The sequence below is a fragment of the Streptomyces yunnanensis genome, from assembly GCF_029011865.1.
GTDB lineage: Bacteria > Actinomycetota > Actinomycetes > Streptomycetales > Streptomycetaceae > Streptomyces > Streptomyces yunnanensis.
The window spans coordinates 8,316,018-8,330,592 of the sequence record NZ_CP095749.1 but is presented as its reverse complement, the minus strand read 5'-3'; the positions used below and the strand labels follow the sequence as shown (position 1 = coordinate 8,330,592).

Below are 14,575 nucleotides of genomic sequence, written 5' to 3'. Positions count from 1 at the left end.
GGCATGCCGTTGCGCGAGACCGAGTGGGAATCCGTCACGACGTGGCTGGAGAGGTATCTGCTCAACGCCGTCGACCCGTACACCCGGCTCGCCCCGTACTTCGACGAGGAGTTCATCGCGGCGCTCCCCCTGAGCAACATCTGCTCCCACAACGCCCGGGTGCTGGTGTCCGCCTCGCGCCGGGACATCCAGCGGCAGGTGAAGCTCATCGAGGTGGTCACCACCATCGAGGAGATCCGGGTCCGCCCGGAGATCGGCGAGGCGACGGAGTTCCTGCACCGCCTGCGCGAGGACGCCCGGATCCACGCCACGCAGGACCCCTTCGGCACCCGCGTCCTCAAGGGCGGCACCGAGGCGTTCATCGACCGCGAGGACCTGCGGGAGACCCTGCGCCGCTTCGTCGTCGACCCGGAGAAGTCGGTGCTGCTGGTGGACGGCGAACCGGACAGCGGGCGGTCGTACACCTATCACTTCCTGTGCCACGTCGGGCAGCACCGGGGATTCCGGCCGGCCCGGGTCACCCTGTCCCGCACCTCCACCCCGCGGCAGGTGCTACAGCGGCTGGCCGGGTTCGTCACCGATCCGCAGGCCGGGGCGCAGCCGTTCCCGTCCTCCGCGCTCAACGATCCGCTGCTGTCGCTGGACGACGCGGTGCACTGGGTGGTCGGCCTGGCCACCTCCTCCGACCTGCACTTCTGGCTGGTGCTCGACGAGTGCGACAAGCTCGATCCGCACTCCGACGTCTGGGACCTCATCGGCCAGCTGGCGCTGGCGATCTACGAGCACGCCGCCGTCCACGGCGACCGGGCGCCGCGGCTGGTGCTGCTCGGCTACGGCCGCGCCATGCCCAAACTCCCCAACGACGTGCAGAGCAGCCTGTGCTGGGACACCGCCCGGATCGTCGAACCGGACGACCTGCGCCGCTTCTTCGACCAGCTCTTCCACGAGTCGCGGCCCGCCCGCCTGGACGACGCCGACCCCGCGGAGATCGACGGATTCGTCGAGGAGGCGGTCACCGAGGTGCTGCACGCCGCGCAGGACGACGACGGGGAGAGCTATATGCGCAGGCTCTGCACGGCGACGGAGAAGGCCATCGATGTCTACCGCAGCTTCTGACCCCGGCCGTCGGGCCCGCTCCCCGCTGCGCGAGGAGTTCGCCGCCCGGCTGCGGCGCGCACTGCGGTCGGAGGAGCCCTCGCGCGCAGCGGTCGCCGACGACCGCCGGGCCTATCGCGAGGCCGCCTGCCTGCTCGCCGGCTTCGACCCGCGGCGGCTGCGGCTGCCCGGTGAGGACCGGCCGAGCGGCGGTGCGGTGCTGGCGCTGCTCGACGACTGCACCACCCTGGGGCACCGCCGCGGGGGCACCGCGTGGGTGCTCAAACCCGACGCCAGGGAGGACGCGTTGCACGGCATGGCCGGGCCCGAGGCCGCCCTGCGGGCCCTGGAGGCCAACCGCGAGCAGTTCCCCGACACACCCGGCGGCCCGGAAGCCCTCTGCCTGGCCTACCTCCAGGGCACGCTGCCCGCGAGGGCCGACCGGCCGGCGCGCCGGTCGGCCGAGGAACTCGCCGACACCCTCCAGGCGGTGCTGTGGCTCTCCCGGATTCCCGGCGTCGGCGGCCTCCCGGACCCCGCCGAGCTCCAGGCCGCCCTGGACCGGACCAGGCTGCTGGAGCCGCTCCGCCGCCTGGTGGCCACGCCGTTCCACGGCCGTTCCCGGGAACTGCGCCAACTGCACGCCTACGTCCACGGGTCCGGAGCCGACCAGGGGACGCCGGTGGCCGGCGGGGACGACGCCCGCCCGGCCTTCGTACCGCCGCTGGTCATCCACGGGCCGGGCGGGATGGGCAAGAGCACGCTGCTGGCCACGTTCCTGCTGGGCCAGGTGGCCGGGGCGGGGGACGAACGACCGGGCGGGGGCCCGTCGGCGTTCCCGTTCGCGTACATCGACTTCGAGCGGCCCACCCTCTCCATCCGGGAACCGGTCACCCTGATCGCCGAGGCGGCCCGCCAACTCGGCGTGCAGTACCCGGAGTTCGGCGCCGAGCTGGCGGCGCTGGCGGACGAGTGCCAGGAGGCGGCCGCCACCCAGCGCGAGGAGCAGGAGCGGGTCACCCAGCTGCACCAGTTGGCCACCACCCGGGTGCTGGGCCGCAGTTCGTCGGAGGCGTTCCAGCTGCAGGCCACCGAGCGGGAGACCGGTCTGATCCGGCGGGTGGCCGACGTCCTGGTGCGCGCGGTGGCCGCGGCCGGCCAGCAGGACCCGCCGTTCGTGCTGGCCGTCGACTCCTTCGAGGAGGCGCAGTACCGCGGTTCCCCGGTGCTGGGCCGGATCTGGGCGATCTGCACCGCGCTGCAGAGCGTCTATCCGAAGTTCCGGATGATCATCTCCGGGCGGGCGCCGGTCGGCCACCCGGCCCGCACCATGGCGCTGGCCGAGATCGAACTGCGGGAGCTGGACCGGCCGGCCGCCGTGGCGCTGCTGCACTCCCTGGGCGTCCACGACGCCGATGTGGCCGAGGCGCTGGCCGAGCGGGTCGGCGGGCATCCGCTCAGCCTGCGGCTGGCCGCCCGGGCCGCCGCGCTCGCCGGCAGCGAGGCCGAGCAGACCGGCGAGCTGATCCGCAGCCTGCCCGAGCGCGGGCCGGAGGTCTTCCACCGGGTCGACCGACTGCTGCTCCAGGGCGCCCTCTACGACCGGATCCTCAGCCATATCGCCGACGAGGACGTGCGGCGGCTCGCGCACCCCGGGCTGGTGCTGCGGGTGATCACTCCCGAGGTCGTCCAGGACGTGCTGGCCGGGCCGTGCGGGCTGACGGTGGCGGACGCGGGGGCGGCGCGCCGGCTGTTCGCCGAGCTGAGCCGCCTGGACATGGTGGAGCCGGCCGGGCCGGAGGCGGTGCGCTACCGCCGCGACGTCCGCGCGATCATGCTGAGGCTGCCCGACGGGGACCGTGGCGAGGTGATGCGCGAGGTCGAGCGGCGGGCGGTGGCGCACTACGCGGCGCGCGAGGGGCTGGAGGCGCGCGCCGAGGAGATCTACCACCGGCTGCGGCTGGACGAGGACCCGCGGTCGGTGGAGGAGCGCTGGCTGCCCGGCGTCGAGCGGTTCCTGGCCGGGGCGCAGCAGGACATGCCGCCGCGGGCCGCGGGGCTGTTGACGGCCCGCCTGGGCAAGGGCGCGCCCGACCGGGTGGCCGCCGCCGCCGACCAGGAGGACTGGGAGCGGATCGCGGCCCGCGAGGCGGAGGACCTGTTGGCGCAGGGGTTCGCCGACGCGGCGCTGGCCAGGCTGGGCCAGCGGCGGCCGTGGACGCCGTGCAGTCCGCTGCACTCCCTGAGCGCGGACGCCCAGAACCGGCTCGGGCGGCGCGACGAGGCCCGCAAGGGCGTGGCGGAGGCCATCGGGCAGGCGGAGCGGGCCGGTTGCGCCGAGCGGCGGCTGGAGCTGCTGCTGTTCGGCGCCCGGCTGGCCGAGGAGGCCGGCGATCTGGCGAACGCCGACCGGCAGTTGCGGGTGGCCGAGGACGTCGCGGTGGACCTCGGGCAGGATCTTGAGGCGATGGGCGTGCGGCTGGCCCGGGCCCGGCTGCCCGCCACCCGCGACACCGCCCGCTCCGGCGCCCAGGCCGGCCGCCAACTCGCCACCCAGCTGCGGGAGTTGCCGGACAAGGTACTGGCCGATCAGCCGGTGCTGGTGCGCGCCGTCGCCTCGCAGATCTACGGCCAGGACCCCGGGGCGCTGTCGCACGCCCTGGACGTGGTGGGCCTGCCGACCGACGACGCGACGCTGGACACCCTGGGGGCCGCGATGCGCCGGGCGACCCATCGGCAACCGGCGCTGCTGGGGCCGGTGATGGGGATCCTGGACGAGGCCGCGGGGCCGTCCGGGACACCGCCGCGGTCCGAAGCGCCGACGCCGGCGCCGCAGACGCCGGGTCCACCGGCACCGAGCCCCGTGCCCGCCGGGCCGCGCACGCCCACCGCCGGCACCACGGCGGCCCCCGAGGCCCCGGCACGCCCCGCCCCGCCCTCCCGCCCCACCGGCATCACCGGCATCCTGCGGCTGGCGCGCGACCGCGGCACCCTCAACGCGCTGGCCCGCCGGCTGCTGTCGGTCCCCGACCGCAGCGGCGAACTCGTCGCCGGGGTCGCCGCGGCGATGGGCGTCGGGACCCACGGCCGTACGACGCCGGACGCGGCGCCCGACGGGGCAGCAACACCACAGGCCGGGCGCCACCGGCCGGACGGAAGGAGCGGCCCACCCGGGCCTGAGCGCCGATGACCGCCTATCTCTCCCCGGACGAGATCCTCCGGCTGCGGGACGCGGCGTTGGAGAGCGGGCTGACCGACCCCGGCGTGCGCCCGCTGCTCTTCGACGGGATCATGCCCAGATACCGCGGCACGCTGCCGATGCTGGCCGCCCCGATGCATCAACTGCAGTCCGACCTGGCCCAGATGAACCAGGTGGAACGGCTGGTGGACGGCTCGGTCCCGCTGGAGATCTGGCTGCGCAACGCGGTGGCGCAGACCACCCAGGCCGAGCCGCTGAAGGTCTTCCAGCGCGCCCTGGACGAGGTGGCCCGGCGCGCCGGCGGCGAACCCGACATCCTGGCCGACCGCCCGGCGCCCGAGATCAAGGAGCAGATCGTCCACCGCGACGACACCGTCCCGATCGGCTTCCTGCGCGGCGGCGACCTGGCCGGCACCGCGGTCGCCCGCCTCAAGGTGCCGCCGTACCAGGACGGCGCTCCGCTGCAGCCCAACGGCTTCCCGCACGCCGGCACCGGCTGGCTGATCGCCCCCGCCCTGCTGATGACCAATCACCACGTGGTCAACGCCCGCACCGGGACCGGCGCGGAACGCCCCCTGGCCGCCCCCGAGGACCTGCGGCTCCAGGCCTGGCACACCCGCGCCCGCTTCGGCTACGACAGCGAATCCGACTACCTCGACGACACCGCCGACTCCGCGGCCGAGGAGGTCGAGGTCGCCGAACTCGTCGCCGCCGACCCGGACCTGGACTATGCGGTGCTGCGGCTGTCCGCGCCGCCCGACCGCCCGGTGCTGAAGCTGGCCCGGCGCCCGTTGGAGGTCGCCGACGGCGACTACGTGGCGGTGAACATCATCCAGCACCCCGGCGGCCAGTCGAAGCGGGTGGCGCTGCGCAACAACCTGGTCTACGAGACGGACGAGCACGACGTGCGCTACTTCACCGACACCCGCGGCGGTTCCTCCGGCTCCCCCGTCCTCACCGACGACTGGCGGGTGGTGGCGCTGCACCGCGGGACCCGGCGGGTGGAGGACGTGCTGTTCCAGGGGCGGACGACCGCGTTCGTCAACGTCGGCACCCAAATGACCAGCGTGCTGCGCCACCTGGAGACCCATGCCCCGGACGTCCACGCCGAGATCACCGCGGCACAGGGCGACGGACGGGGCTGAGCCGGCCGACCGGCGCCACGGCCCGGCCGACCCGACCGAGGAGGACGAGATGGACAAGCGGAGCCGATCACCGGTGGCGACCGGTCCCGAGCGGGTCTTCTCCGATCTGCACGCGGTGGCGGCGCGGGTGCGGGACCAACTGTCCTGGGAGGAGCCCGAGTCCGCCGTGGAGCTGCCCGCGGCGGAAGCGCCGGCCGGGCAGATCTCGCAGTACGCCCGGCAGGAGCGCACCCGGGTGCTGTCGGCCGGCGCCAGCGGTCTGGAGAAGCTCGCCGAGGGGCGGGCCGACGAGATCAGCGACGACGAGTCCTTCGGGATGGAGGCGATCGTCCTGCTGGAGGGGCGCCCGGCCATCCTCGTCCAGCACCACGACTTCGCGCCGCAACAGGGCGACTGGGCGGTGCTGGAGGGCCATCGGGCGGCGATCCGGGAGTCCCTGGCCCGGGTCGGCCGGGTGGAGGTCTCCGGGCACATCAGCCTGGACTGGCTGGGCACCGGGTTCCTGGTCGGGCCGGAGACGGTGATGACCAACCGCCATGTGGCGGTGGAGTTCGCCCGGAGCGCGGGCGAGGGCTGGGCCTTCCAACAGGGGCTGGGCGCCGCGCTGGACCTCGGCGAGGAGTACGAGGCCGGCCAGGAGCCCGCGGACGGCGGACCGTCGTACGAGGTCACCGAGGTCCTGGGGATCCATGAGGACGTCGATCTGGCCCTGCTGCGGATCGCCCCGTACCTGGGCGGCAGTGCGCTGCCCACTCCCCTGGCGGTCGCCGCGGACGCGCCCGCGGACCTGCCGGGGCACCCGGTGTACTGCGTCGGCTACCCGGCCTGGGACGGCCGTCGCAACGAGCCGGAGTCCATGCGCCGGATCTTCATGGACGTCTACAACGTCAAGCGCCTCCAGCCGGGCATGACCACCGGGCTGGAGGCGGAGGGCGATGTGATGCGCCACGACTGCTCCACCCTGGGCGGCAACAGCGGCTCCCCGGTCATCGACCTCACCGACCACCGTGTCCTCGGCCTGCACTTCGGCGGCCGGTACGGGCTGGGCAACTACGCGGTGCCGCTGTGGCAGTTGGTGGAGGACCCGCTGCTGGCGCGGGGAGAGGTGAACTTCGTATGAGCCTGCTCCGGGACGGCGGACGGCCCCCGCGGCGGGCCCTTCTCAAGGCGGCGCCCGCGGTCCTGTGGGGAGTCGCCGGGTGTACGGGCGGAGAGCCGGCGCAAGCACCGTCGGCGGCCCGGCCCGGTGCGACGCGGACGGCTCCGCGGCTGCCCGCGGTCGGTGCCTGGCGGCCGAGTCCGGGGGACGTGCAGCCCGAGGTGAAGGCACGGGCCGTGGAACTGGTCCGGGCGATCGGGGCGTGGCCGTCCGGAGAGCGGGACGCGGCGATGGCGCGGGTCGGGGCGCTGGGCCTGGAGCCGGCGCTGGTCGACCAGGCGGGCCCGCTCCGGCCCGGCGGCACAGAAGCGGCACTGGAGGTGGTGGACGCCCAGTACGGCGGGATCCTGGCGGATGCGGCGAGCGTACTGGTGGTGTGCCGGCAGTGGGTGCGCCGGGCCGACGGCACCGTGGTGGCGGGCGGGACGACGGTGGACGTCCGGCTGAGCCGGGCGCACCCGCGCTGGACGGTGACGGCGCTGCACCCGGCGGCACCCGGGGCTCCGGCGACGGCGCCGGGCGAGGCGGCGCGGCGGGTGCTGGCCGCGGGCCCGGCGATCGAACTGCCGCCCGCGGCGGCCGCGGACGTGCGCAGCGGCGAGGTGCACACCAGCGTGCTGGAGGCGCTGCTGGAGCTGGCGCGGAAGCACCGGCTGGCGGTGAGCGTGGTGCGGTCCGGGCATCCGCTGAAGGTGTTCGGCACCGACCGGCCCAGCGATCATCCGCGGGGCAGGGCGGTCGACGTGTGGCGGATCGACGGGCATGCGGTGGTCGATCCGGCGACACCGCGGCAGCTGGTGGAGTCGGTGATGCGCGCGGCGGCCGCCGCCGGCTCCTACAACGTCGGCGGGCCGCTCCTCCTGTCGGGCGGAACGGCCGGCCAGTTCTTCTCGGACGCCACCCACCGGGACCATGTGCACATGGGCTTCCGCACCTGAACCCCGGCGGGCCGACTTCAGGCCGCCGAGGCCCCCTGACGGCCCGTCACCCAAGTTCTTGACCCTGTTGCGACCTTCGAGGACTCGGAAAGAACAGTCGAAAATGGCGTGATTCGGTGACGTTCATTGACACCCGGTACCCTCGACGGTTTCCGTGAGGCAGACGCGTGCAGCGTCAACGAAAACTTCCCGGGCCTTCTTGAACGCCACCCAGTCTTGTTCTTCCGCGCCGCCGGCCCGCCCAAGGAGTCGGATCTGCTCGACGACGGCGTGGGCCTCCTTGTACGGCCCGACCGGCTCGACCACGATCCGGTTGAACGCGTCCCGGGTGGCCGCGTACGCCTCGTCCTGCGCCTTCCGTGCCGCATCCGCGCTCGGATACTGGCCGTCGGCCTTCCGCCAGCACACCGCCGACTCGTCGTCAGCGGCGCTCAGGAACGCGGCGTACGCATCGCGGCGGGACAGGTAGAGATCGAATGAGGTGGCGCTCATGTGCATCTCCGTAGAGCGGGGGCGAGGGCGTTCTCACGCTACTCGCAGACGTTGCCGCGCTGGCCCTCCCGCCCGGAGGTTCCCCCGTTTGTGGAGCCGGCGTCAGCAGTCCGTACCGGCGATCCGCGGGTTGCCGTACCGCACCGATCGGTGAGGGGACATGATCGGTTCCGCGAGGTCGTCGGAGCTGTCCTCCGTAGGCCCGCAGGCAGCGTCCGGGGCGCAGGCGAGCTGCGGCGCGCACGAGTCGAACGCCGGGTTGCAGTCGGGCAGGCAACTCGGGGTGTTGGCAGTCGACACCTTGTCCGGGAACACCTGGGCGAGTTCGGCTCGGGCGCCCTGCATGGCGGCCCCCTTGTAGATCGCGGCGAGACTCTGCTCGTGGACGTTGCCGGCGGCCATCCAGCGGGCGAAGACGCACGGCCAGACGCTTCCGTCCGGGCCGATGGCGAACTTGTTGCGCCCGCAGCGTCCACACAGCTTGGTGATGTCCGGGATGGCGCCGTCGGCTCCGCGTCCGAACGGCCTGAGCTTGTCCGTCCTGACATCCCGCAGTCCGATGTCGAGCAGGTCCCGGCGCGCGTCGGACGCGCGCTGCCCTTGAAGGACGTTGATCACGCTGCCCCTCATGGAGATCCCCAGAGCTTTGGCCTTCTCGACGTTGACGCGAGTGCGAGCATGCGAGCCGCGGTTCTCGGTCACGTCGTCGTGGTCTTCGCTTTCGTCCGAGTAGTAGCTGAACGCCAGCCGGACGCCCGGGAGTTTCAGCACCTCCCACACCTCGTCGGTGATGTGGGTGAGGTTGCTGAACACCTCGATGCGCATCTGTGCCTTCCGGGCGTGGCGGATGTACGCGGGAAGGCTCGGGTGGAGGGTGGGTTCCCCGCCGATGAACTGCATGTCTCGGACGTGCAGAGCGGCGAGTTCGTCGATGACACGGAACCAGTCATCGTCCGTCATGGTGCCGTGATTCCCCTCGGGTGAGGAGTCGGCATAGCACTGGCGGCACCGGAGGTTGCAAAAGCCCGTGATCTCCAACCAGGCGAATTGCGGTCCCAGCGGCGCTAGGGAACGTGGCAGTAAGGGCATGGACTCCTCCTTGTGGGAGTGCTGGTGTCACGCCCCGGTAGACCGTCCTCACCAGGAGTACCGGGGCGGAGGTTTGGGGGCCACCCGTGATGCCGACTCGGGTGGCCGTCGCGCTCCCCTCTTCGTCCCACCCCCTTTTCGTAGACGGGACTGGGGCCGAGGGTGTTTTAGGGCCCACCGTGAGGAGCACGCCCGGCGGCTACGACACCGGGGGTTATCGGAGACAGGCCGAGGGCGGCAATGTGCAGCGCAGGCACTCGGGGCAGTTCACGGAGCGGCGCCACTCGACCACCTCGTCCTCCAGCCCGGCGTCGCCGCATCTGGGCCGCAGGACGTCACCGGCCCAGATGAGTTCATGGACGGTGAGCACGTCCCGGCCGACGGTCCCTGTCGTCACGGCTGCCTCCCTGATGTGCGGCAGCGCTCGCAACGGAACGGGCAGGCACGGACCTTGTCTGCCGGGACGAACGTCACGCCTGGAAGCGCATAGCCCGGCCGTACCTCCGCTGACTCATCGGCGATGTGAGGGAGCCGGTGCTCCGACTCGCCCTCGGTCACCAGCCGACCCTCGCGGTGTGGTGGGCGAGCAGCCACTGGCAGTCCCGGGCGCGCTGGTGCACCTCGGCGTCCGCGGTCAGCAGGCCCTGGCCAAAGGGGTGGTTCAGGTGTTGCTCGATCCGGTCCATCCGTTTGCGCAACTGCTCGGCCTCGAAGCTGTGGCGCTGCCGCTCGGTTGCCGCTCGGACGTCACCGAGAAGCAGCCGCACGTGCCCGCGCAGAATCTCATCTACTGCGGCACGTTCGTCCCGGCTCGGCCGAACCGAGCCGAAGTGCAGCGCTTGGCGGATCGTCTCGCTGATCGAGTCAGCGTCGATGGCATCCTGCGCAGCCGGCGCGTTGGCGCGCCCGCTCATCACGGTGTTTCCGTAAGCGTCGTAAAGAGGCCGAGGTGATCAGCCAGGGCGTCTCGAAGCGATTCCGCTTCACTGTGAGACAGCACCAAGTCGATGTCACTTTGATGCTGGTCAACCCGGTACAGCATCAGGGGGACACGGACCTCGCCGGTGTCACTGGTGCTGGAAGTCGGTGCTCCTCGGCGGAGCGAGGCATGCCAACCACTGACAGCCGCCATCGCGATCTCCTACGGTGATGAGAAGTTAACTGACAGCGACCGTAGGGGCATTGCGCTGACCTCAGGGGGGACAAAGTGTCCCCCTGAGGCGAGTTGTCCTACGGGCCGGTGACGCCCACAGCCTCGGCGAGTCGGGCCGCCTCATCGCGGAATGCACGTGGAGCCTTACGCCACAGGTCTGCCGCGACCGCCCGCGCTGACGGCGTATACGCCACCGTTTCATTGCTGACCTTGCAGGCGACTCCCATCACGTGAAGGGCAGCCGTGCGGTCCCCACGTTGAAGATGCCCGCGCGCCACTTCGACCCAGAGCCGGGAGCGCCGTTCAACCGAGGGCATGACATCAGGGTTGATGTCATCGGCCCTGCTCAGGGCTTGTCCGGACTTCCGGAGATCCGTGGCCACCGACACCCCGTGGAAGTCGACATTTGCCCGCCCGAACACCGTGCTTGGGTGAACGTATGCAGCTGGCAGCGACTTTGCTACCTGGTCGCCCGCATCCCAGTACCGCCACGCTTCCCCCTCGCGACCGTCCCTCGCGGCTGTAACTGCGGCGTGCAGTTGCAGGGCTCCATAAATCCCCCGCCAATCTTCAGGTGCCTCATCGAGGTGTGGGCGAATGAGATCGGCCGCCTCGGCGACTACCCGCAGGGCCTCTTCCGGGTACGCGGTTTCGCGCAGGATGTTGCCCATGTTCCACGCGGCCGCAGCGATGGCCGCAGGGTCATCCGCGGTCTGTGCAGCTGTCAACGCGCGGTCAGCTACGACCCAGGCCAGTTCGGCCGGTGCCACGTACGCGGTGGCCTGGCCCACGAGCCGGTAGACATCCGATAGCGCGACGAGGGCCCGTCGACGTTCGGCTCCCTCAGTTGTTCGCGCGGCGGATTCCGCTTGGCGAATCAGGTCGGGGAGGAGTGCACCAACTTCCGTTCGCTGACGTTGTGATGCGTGCCATAGTTTCCAGGTCTGGTCTACCTGGCCTTGCAGAATCGCCACATCGATTGACCTGCTTGTCGACTCCAGAGTGAGCGACCTTCCCATGACCGCCGACCAAATGCCGGGCATGGCAGGGTGCGAGAGGCGGCCGAGCGGCACGGGCTGGGTGACCTCGGACGAGTCGCCGGTGATCACCGCGAGATCCGATACCTGCAAGGCTACTGCGAGCCGGAGAAGTAGCGTGTGAGACCTGAGTGCACGCTCACCCGTCTCGATCTTCTTAAGCCAGTCGATACCGCGCCCACAGAGTCCTGCAAGCACCGCCCGGCTCATGCCGCGAGACTCACGCAGGAAGCGGATTCGTTCGCCGGTCGACAGCCCGGCGGGAAGTTTGTCAGGGTGGGGCATAGTGAAACTCCGTTCTGACCTAGGCACTCAGAACGGTACGCCTTGACAGACCTGGGGCGTAGTGATCGGCCCCTTACCACTCGGTGGGGGCTGTTTTGCTTCCTGCCTTACGTGCGGCGCCGGTCGGGGGTGAGGACGGCCGGCGGCGATGCCGGCGTGCCGGGATTCGGATGCCCGGGCGCGCCCGCACCCCGTCACTCCCTCACTTCTTGACGAACTCGGTGGTGTAGGTCTTCTTCAGGTCGATGGTGGCGTTCTTCAGGGTGGGGTTGAACGCCTTGAGGACCCGCTCGACGGTGGCCGGGCCGTCCGCCGGCATCACCCCGTCCTTGGTGAACATCGGCAGGGTGTCCTTGATGGCCTGGACGTACAGCTCCTTGCCGCCCTGCGCGTAGTCCGCGGGCATCTTCGCGGCAATCTCCTCGGCGGTGTGGGTGGACATCCACTTGAGGGTCTTGACGAAGGCGTTGGCGAGCTTCTGGACGGTGTCCTTGTGGCTGTTCACCCAGTCGGTGTTCATGTAGAGGCTGGACGAGGGGTAGGGGCCGCCGAGCGCCTGCCGGGAGCCCTCGGGGGTGCGCATGTCGACGAGCACCTTGCCGATCTTCTTGTTGACGACCTGGGCGACGGTCGGGTCGGTGGTCATCCCGGCCTGGATCGAGCCCTGTTCCATGGCGGAGAGGAAGGTCTGGCCGGCGCCGACCGCGACCGGGGTGATCCCCTCGGGCTTCACGCCGTTCTTGACCGCCAGGTACTTGGTGAGGAAGTCGGTGGACGAGCCCAGCCCGGTCACGCCCAGCTTCTTGCCCGTGAAGTCCTTGGGCGAGGTGATCTCGGAGGCGGCCTTGGTGGAGACCACCTCCACCTCGCCGGGCGCGTGGGCGAGCTGCACCACCGATTCGACCTGCTTGTTCTTCGCCTGCAGGTCCAGGGTGTGGTCGTAGAAGCCGACCACGCCCTGGACGTCGCCGGAGATCAGGGAGGTGGTGGCCTGGACGCCGGCGGGCTCGGTCAGCAGGGTGACGTTGAGGCCCTCGGCCTTGAAGTAGCCGAGCTGCTGGGTGAGTCGGGCCGGCAGGTAGATGACCTTGTCCAGGCCGCCGACCATGATCTGGATCCGGCCGTCCCCGGCATCCGCGGCCGAGCCGGAGGAGGAGCCGCCGCAGGCGGTGAGGCCGGCGAGGGCGAGCGCGGTGGCGGCGACCGCGGCCGAGATCTTGAACGGGGTGCGCATGGTCACGTCCTTGTGAGGTGAGGCGGTGCGGGCGGGTGTACGGGGATCAGCGGCCGTCGCCGGCGTCGGCCGGCTTCCAGCGGAAGAGCCGCTTCTCCAGGAAGGCCAGCAGCCCTTCGGCGAGCAGCGCGACGACCGCGAGGATCACCATGGCGGCGTAGACACCGGCGGCGTTGAAGGTGCCCTGGGAGGCCGAGACCAACAGGCCCAGGCCCTTGGTCGCGCCGATGTACTCGCCGACGATGGCGCCGATCAGCGCGAAGCCGAAGCTGACGTGCAGGCTGGTGAAGATCCAGGAGGTGGCGGAGGGGATGACGACCTGGAGGGTGACCTGGCGGTTGCTGGCGCCCAGGATCCGGGAGTTGGCCACCAGGTTGCGGTCGACCTCCCGGGCGCCCTGGAAGGCGTTGAAGAAGACCGGGAAGAAGACCAGGACGACGGCGGAGGCCACCTTGGAGGCCGGTCCGAGGCCGAACCAGATGAGGAAGATGGGGGCCAGGACGATCCGCGGCAGCGCGTTGAGGACCTTGATGTAGGGGCCCAGCACATCGGCCAGGAAGCGGATCCGGCCGAGCGCGATGCCCAGGACGACGCCGCCGATGACGCCGATGACCCAGCCGAGCAGCGCCTCGTAGAGGGTGTACCAGACCTGTTCGATCAGGGGGCCCTGCGGGGTGCCGTTCAGCGCCCACTGGCTGATCTGGTCCCAGATCTTCGAGGGCATGGAGAAGTTGAACGGGTCGATGACGGCGGCGCGGGCCAGCCCCTCCCACAGGGCGACCAGGACGACCAGGAGCGCGACCCGGGTGCCGTAGACCAGGATCTTGTGGTTGCGGGCGGCGCGGGCACGGGCCTGGCTGCGCTCGCCCGGGATGCCGGCCTCGGTGGTGACGGCCGGTGCGGTGACGGTCTCAGGCGACATGGGCGGCACCCCTTTCGCGGGTGATCCGGACCTCTTCGCCGAGCGAGGACCAGATCTCCCGGTAGATCTCCACGAACTGCGGCTCCAGCCGCACCGACTCGACCCGGCGGGGCCGCGGCAGGTCGATGGTGAAGACCTCCTTGACGGTGGCGGGGCCGGCGGTCATCACCACGACCTTGTCGGCCAGCGCGATCGACTCCTCCAGGTCGTGGGTGACGAAGACGACGGAGGCGCCGGTGCCGGACCACAGGTCGAGGAGCTCGTCGGACATCAGGGCCCGGGTCTGCACGTCGAGCGCGGAGAACGGCTCGTCCATGAGCAGGATCTCGGGGTCGTTGACGAAGGTCGCGGCGAGCGCGACGCGCTTGCGCTGGCCGCCGGAGAGCTGGTGCGGATAGCGGTCCTCGAAAGCGGCCAGGCCGACCCGGGCGAGCCATTCACGGGCCCGCTCCCGGGCCTCGGTCTTGGGGACGCCGCGGAAGCGCGGGCCGGCCATGACGTTGGCGAGCACGGTCCGCCAGGGGAAGACGGCGTCCTGCTGGAAGACGAAGCCGACCTTGTCGCCGATGCCGCGGACCGGCTCGCCGGCCACCAGCACCTCGCCCTCGGTGGGCTCCTCCAGGCCGCTGACCAGCGTCAGGGTCGTGGACTTGCCGCACCCGGTGGGCCCGACGACGGCGACGAACTCGCCGCGCTCCACGGTCAGGTCCAGGTCCCGGACGGCGGTGTGCAGACCGCCCGAGGGGGTGCGGAAGGTCTTGCTCGCGCCCCGTAGCTCGATGGCGGGGCTCGTGTGGCTGTTCATGGACCGGGAGGCTAGGAGCGGA

At 71.5% G+C, this 14,575-nt stretch carries 13 protein-coding genes; 5 read left to right on the top strand and 8 right to left on the bottom strand.

Features of this window, described 5'->3' with window-relative positions; translation table 11 throughout:
• The first annotated feature begins 3 nt into the window (after window positions 1–3).
• From MOV08_RS36435 to MOV08_RS36415, 5 genes are read left to right on the top strand one after another with little or no spacing between them, the layout of a single operon-like run.
• The gene (locus tag MOV08_RS36435) at window positions 4–1,116 is read left to right on the top strand and encodes a hypothetical protein (protein WP_039638541.1); all 1,113 of its coding nucleotides are present in this window, start codon (window positions 4–6) and stop codon (window positions 1,114–1,116) included.
• Window positions 1,097–4,285 carry an AAA family ATPase gene (locus MOV08_RS36430; protein WP_275310455.1) on the top strand — a complete coding sequence of 1,063 codons (3,189 nt, stop codon included), beginning with the start codon at window positions 1,097–1,099 and terminating at the stop codon, window positions 4,283–4,285. Before MOV08_RS36435 ends, MOV08_RS36430 begins: the two co-directional genes overlap by 20 nt.
• On the top strand, window positions 4,282–5,439 hold the full coding sequence (locus MOV08_RS36425; RefSeq protein ID WP_275310454.1) for a trypsin-like peptidase domain-containing protein: 1,158 nt from the start codon (window positions 4,282–4,284) through the stop codon (window positions 5,437–5,439). Before MOV08_RS36430 ends, MOV08_RS36425 begins: the two co-directional genes overlap by 4 nt.
• A gap of 49 nt (window positions 5,440–5,488) precedes the next feature.
• Complete coding sequence (locus MOV08_RS36420) at window positions 5,489–6,559, top strand: trypsin-like serine peptidase (protein ID WP_039642349.1); 1,071 nt, start codon at window positions 5,489–5,491, stop codon at window positions 6,557–6,559.
• On the top strand, window positions 6,556–7,536 hold the full coding sequence (locus MOV08_RS36415; protein ID WP_275310453.1) for a hypothetical protein: 981 nt from the start codon (window positions 6,556–6,558) through the stop codon (window positions 7,534–7,536). Before MOV08_RS36420 ends, MOV08_RS36415 begins: the two co-directional genes overlap by 4 nt.
• A gap of 123 nt (window positions 7,537–7,659) precedes the next feature.
• On the opposite strand, the gene MOV08_RS36410 is transcribed toward MOV08_RS36415, so the two are convergent.
• The 8 genes from MOV08_RS36410 to MOV08_RS36375 all read right to left on the bottom strand — a co-directional run bounded on the left by MOV08_RS36410 (window position 7,660) and on the right by MOV08_RS36375 (window position 14,553).
• Window positions 7,660–8,028, bottom strand: a complete 369-nt coding sequence (locus tag MOV08_RS36410) for a hypothetical protein (RefSeq protein ID WP_039638537.1) — start codon at window positions 8,026–8,028, stop codon at window positions 7,660–7,662.
• A gap of 102 nt (window positions 8,029–8,130) precedes the next feature.
• The gene (locus tag MOV08_RS36405; protein ID WP_052287101.1) at window positions 8,131–9,117 is read right to left on the bottom strand and encodes a radical SAM/SPASM domain-containing protein; all 987 of its coding nucleotides are present in this window, start codon (window positions 9,115–9,117) and stop codon (window positions 8,131–8,133) included.
• A 214-nt stretch (window positions 9,118–9,331) separates the two neighbouring features.
• Window positions 9,332–9,514 (bottom strand): hypothetical protein, encoded by a 183-nt coding sequence (locus tag MOV08_RS36400; RefSeq protein WP_039638536.1) that lies wholly within the window; start codon window positions 9,512–9,514, stop codon window positions 9,332–9,334.
• A 157-nt stretch (window positions 9,515–9,671) separates the two neighbouring features.
• Window positions 9,672–10,031, bottom strand: coding sequence for a DUF6415 family natural product biosynthesis protein (locus tag MOV08_RS36395; protein WP_275310452.1), 360 nt, complete (start codon window positions 10,029–10,031; stop codon window positions 9,672–9,674).
• 316 nt (window positions 10,032–10,347) lie between these two features.
• Window positions 10,348–11,592 (bottom strand): helix-turn-helix domain-containing protein, encoded by a 1,245-nt coding sequence (locus MOV08_RS36390; protein ID WP_078876029.1) that lies wholly within the window; start codon window positions 11,590–11,592, stop codon window positions 10,348–10,350.
• Between the two features lie 202 nt (window positions 11,593–11,794).
• A complete protein-coding gene (locus tag MOV08_RS36385) occupies window positions 11,795–12,826 on the bottom strand; it encodes an ABC transporter substrate-binding protein (protein ID WP_039638534.1) in 1,032 nt (343 codons plus the stop codon).
• Between the two features lie 46 nt (window positions 12,827–12,872).
• Entirely contained in the window at window positions 12,873–13,748 is an 876-nt protein-coding gene (locus tag MOV08_RS36380) for an ABC transporter permease (RefSeq protein ID WP_275310451.1), read from the bottom strand.
• Window positions 13,738–14,553: an ABC transporter ATP-binding protein gene (locus tag MOV08_RS36375; protein ID WP_275310450.1), complete on the bottom strand. Its 816-nt coding sequence runs from the start codon at window positions 14,551–14,553 to the stop codon at window positions 13,738–13,740. The genes MOV08_RS36380 and MOV08_RS36375 overlap by 11 nt, the downstream gene beginning before the upstream one ends.
• Window positions 14,554–14,575: the final 22 nt, after the last annotated feature.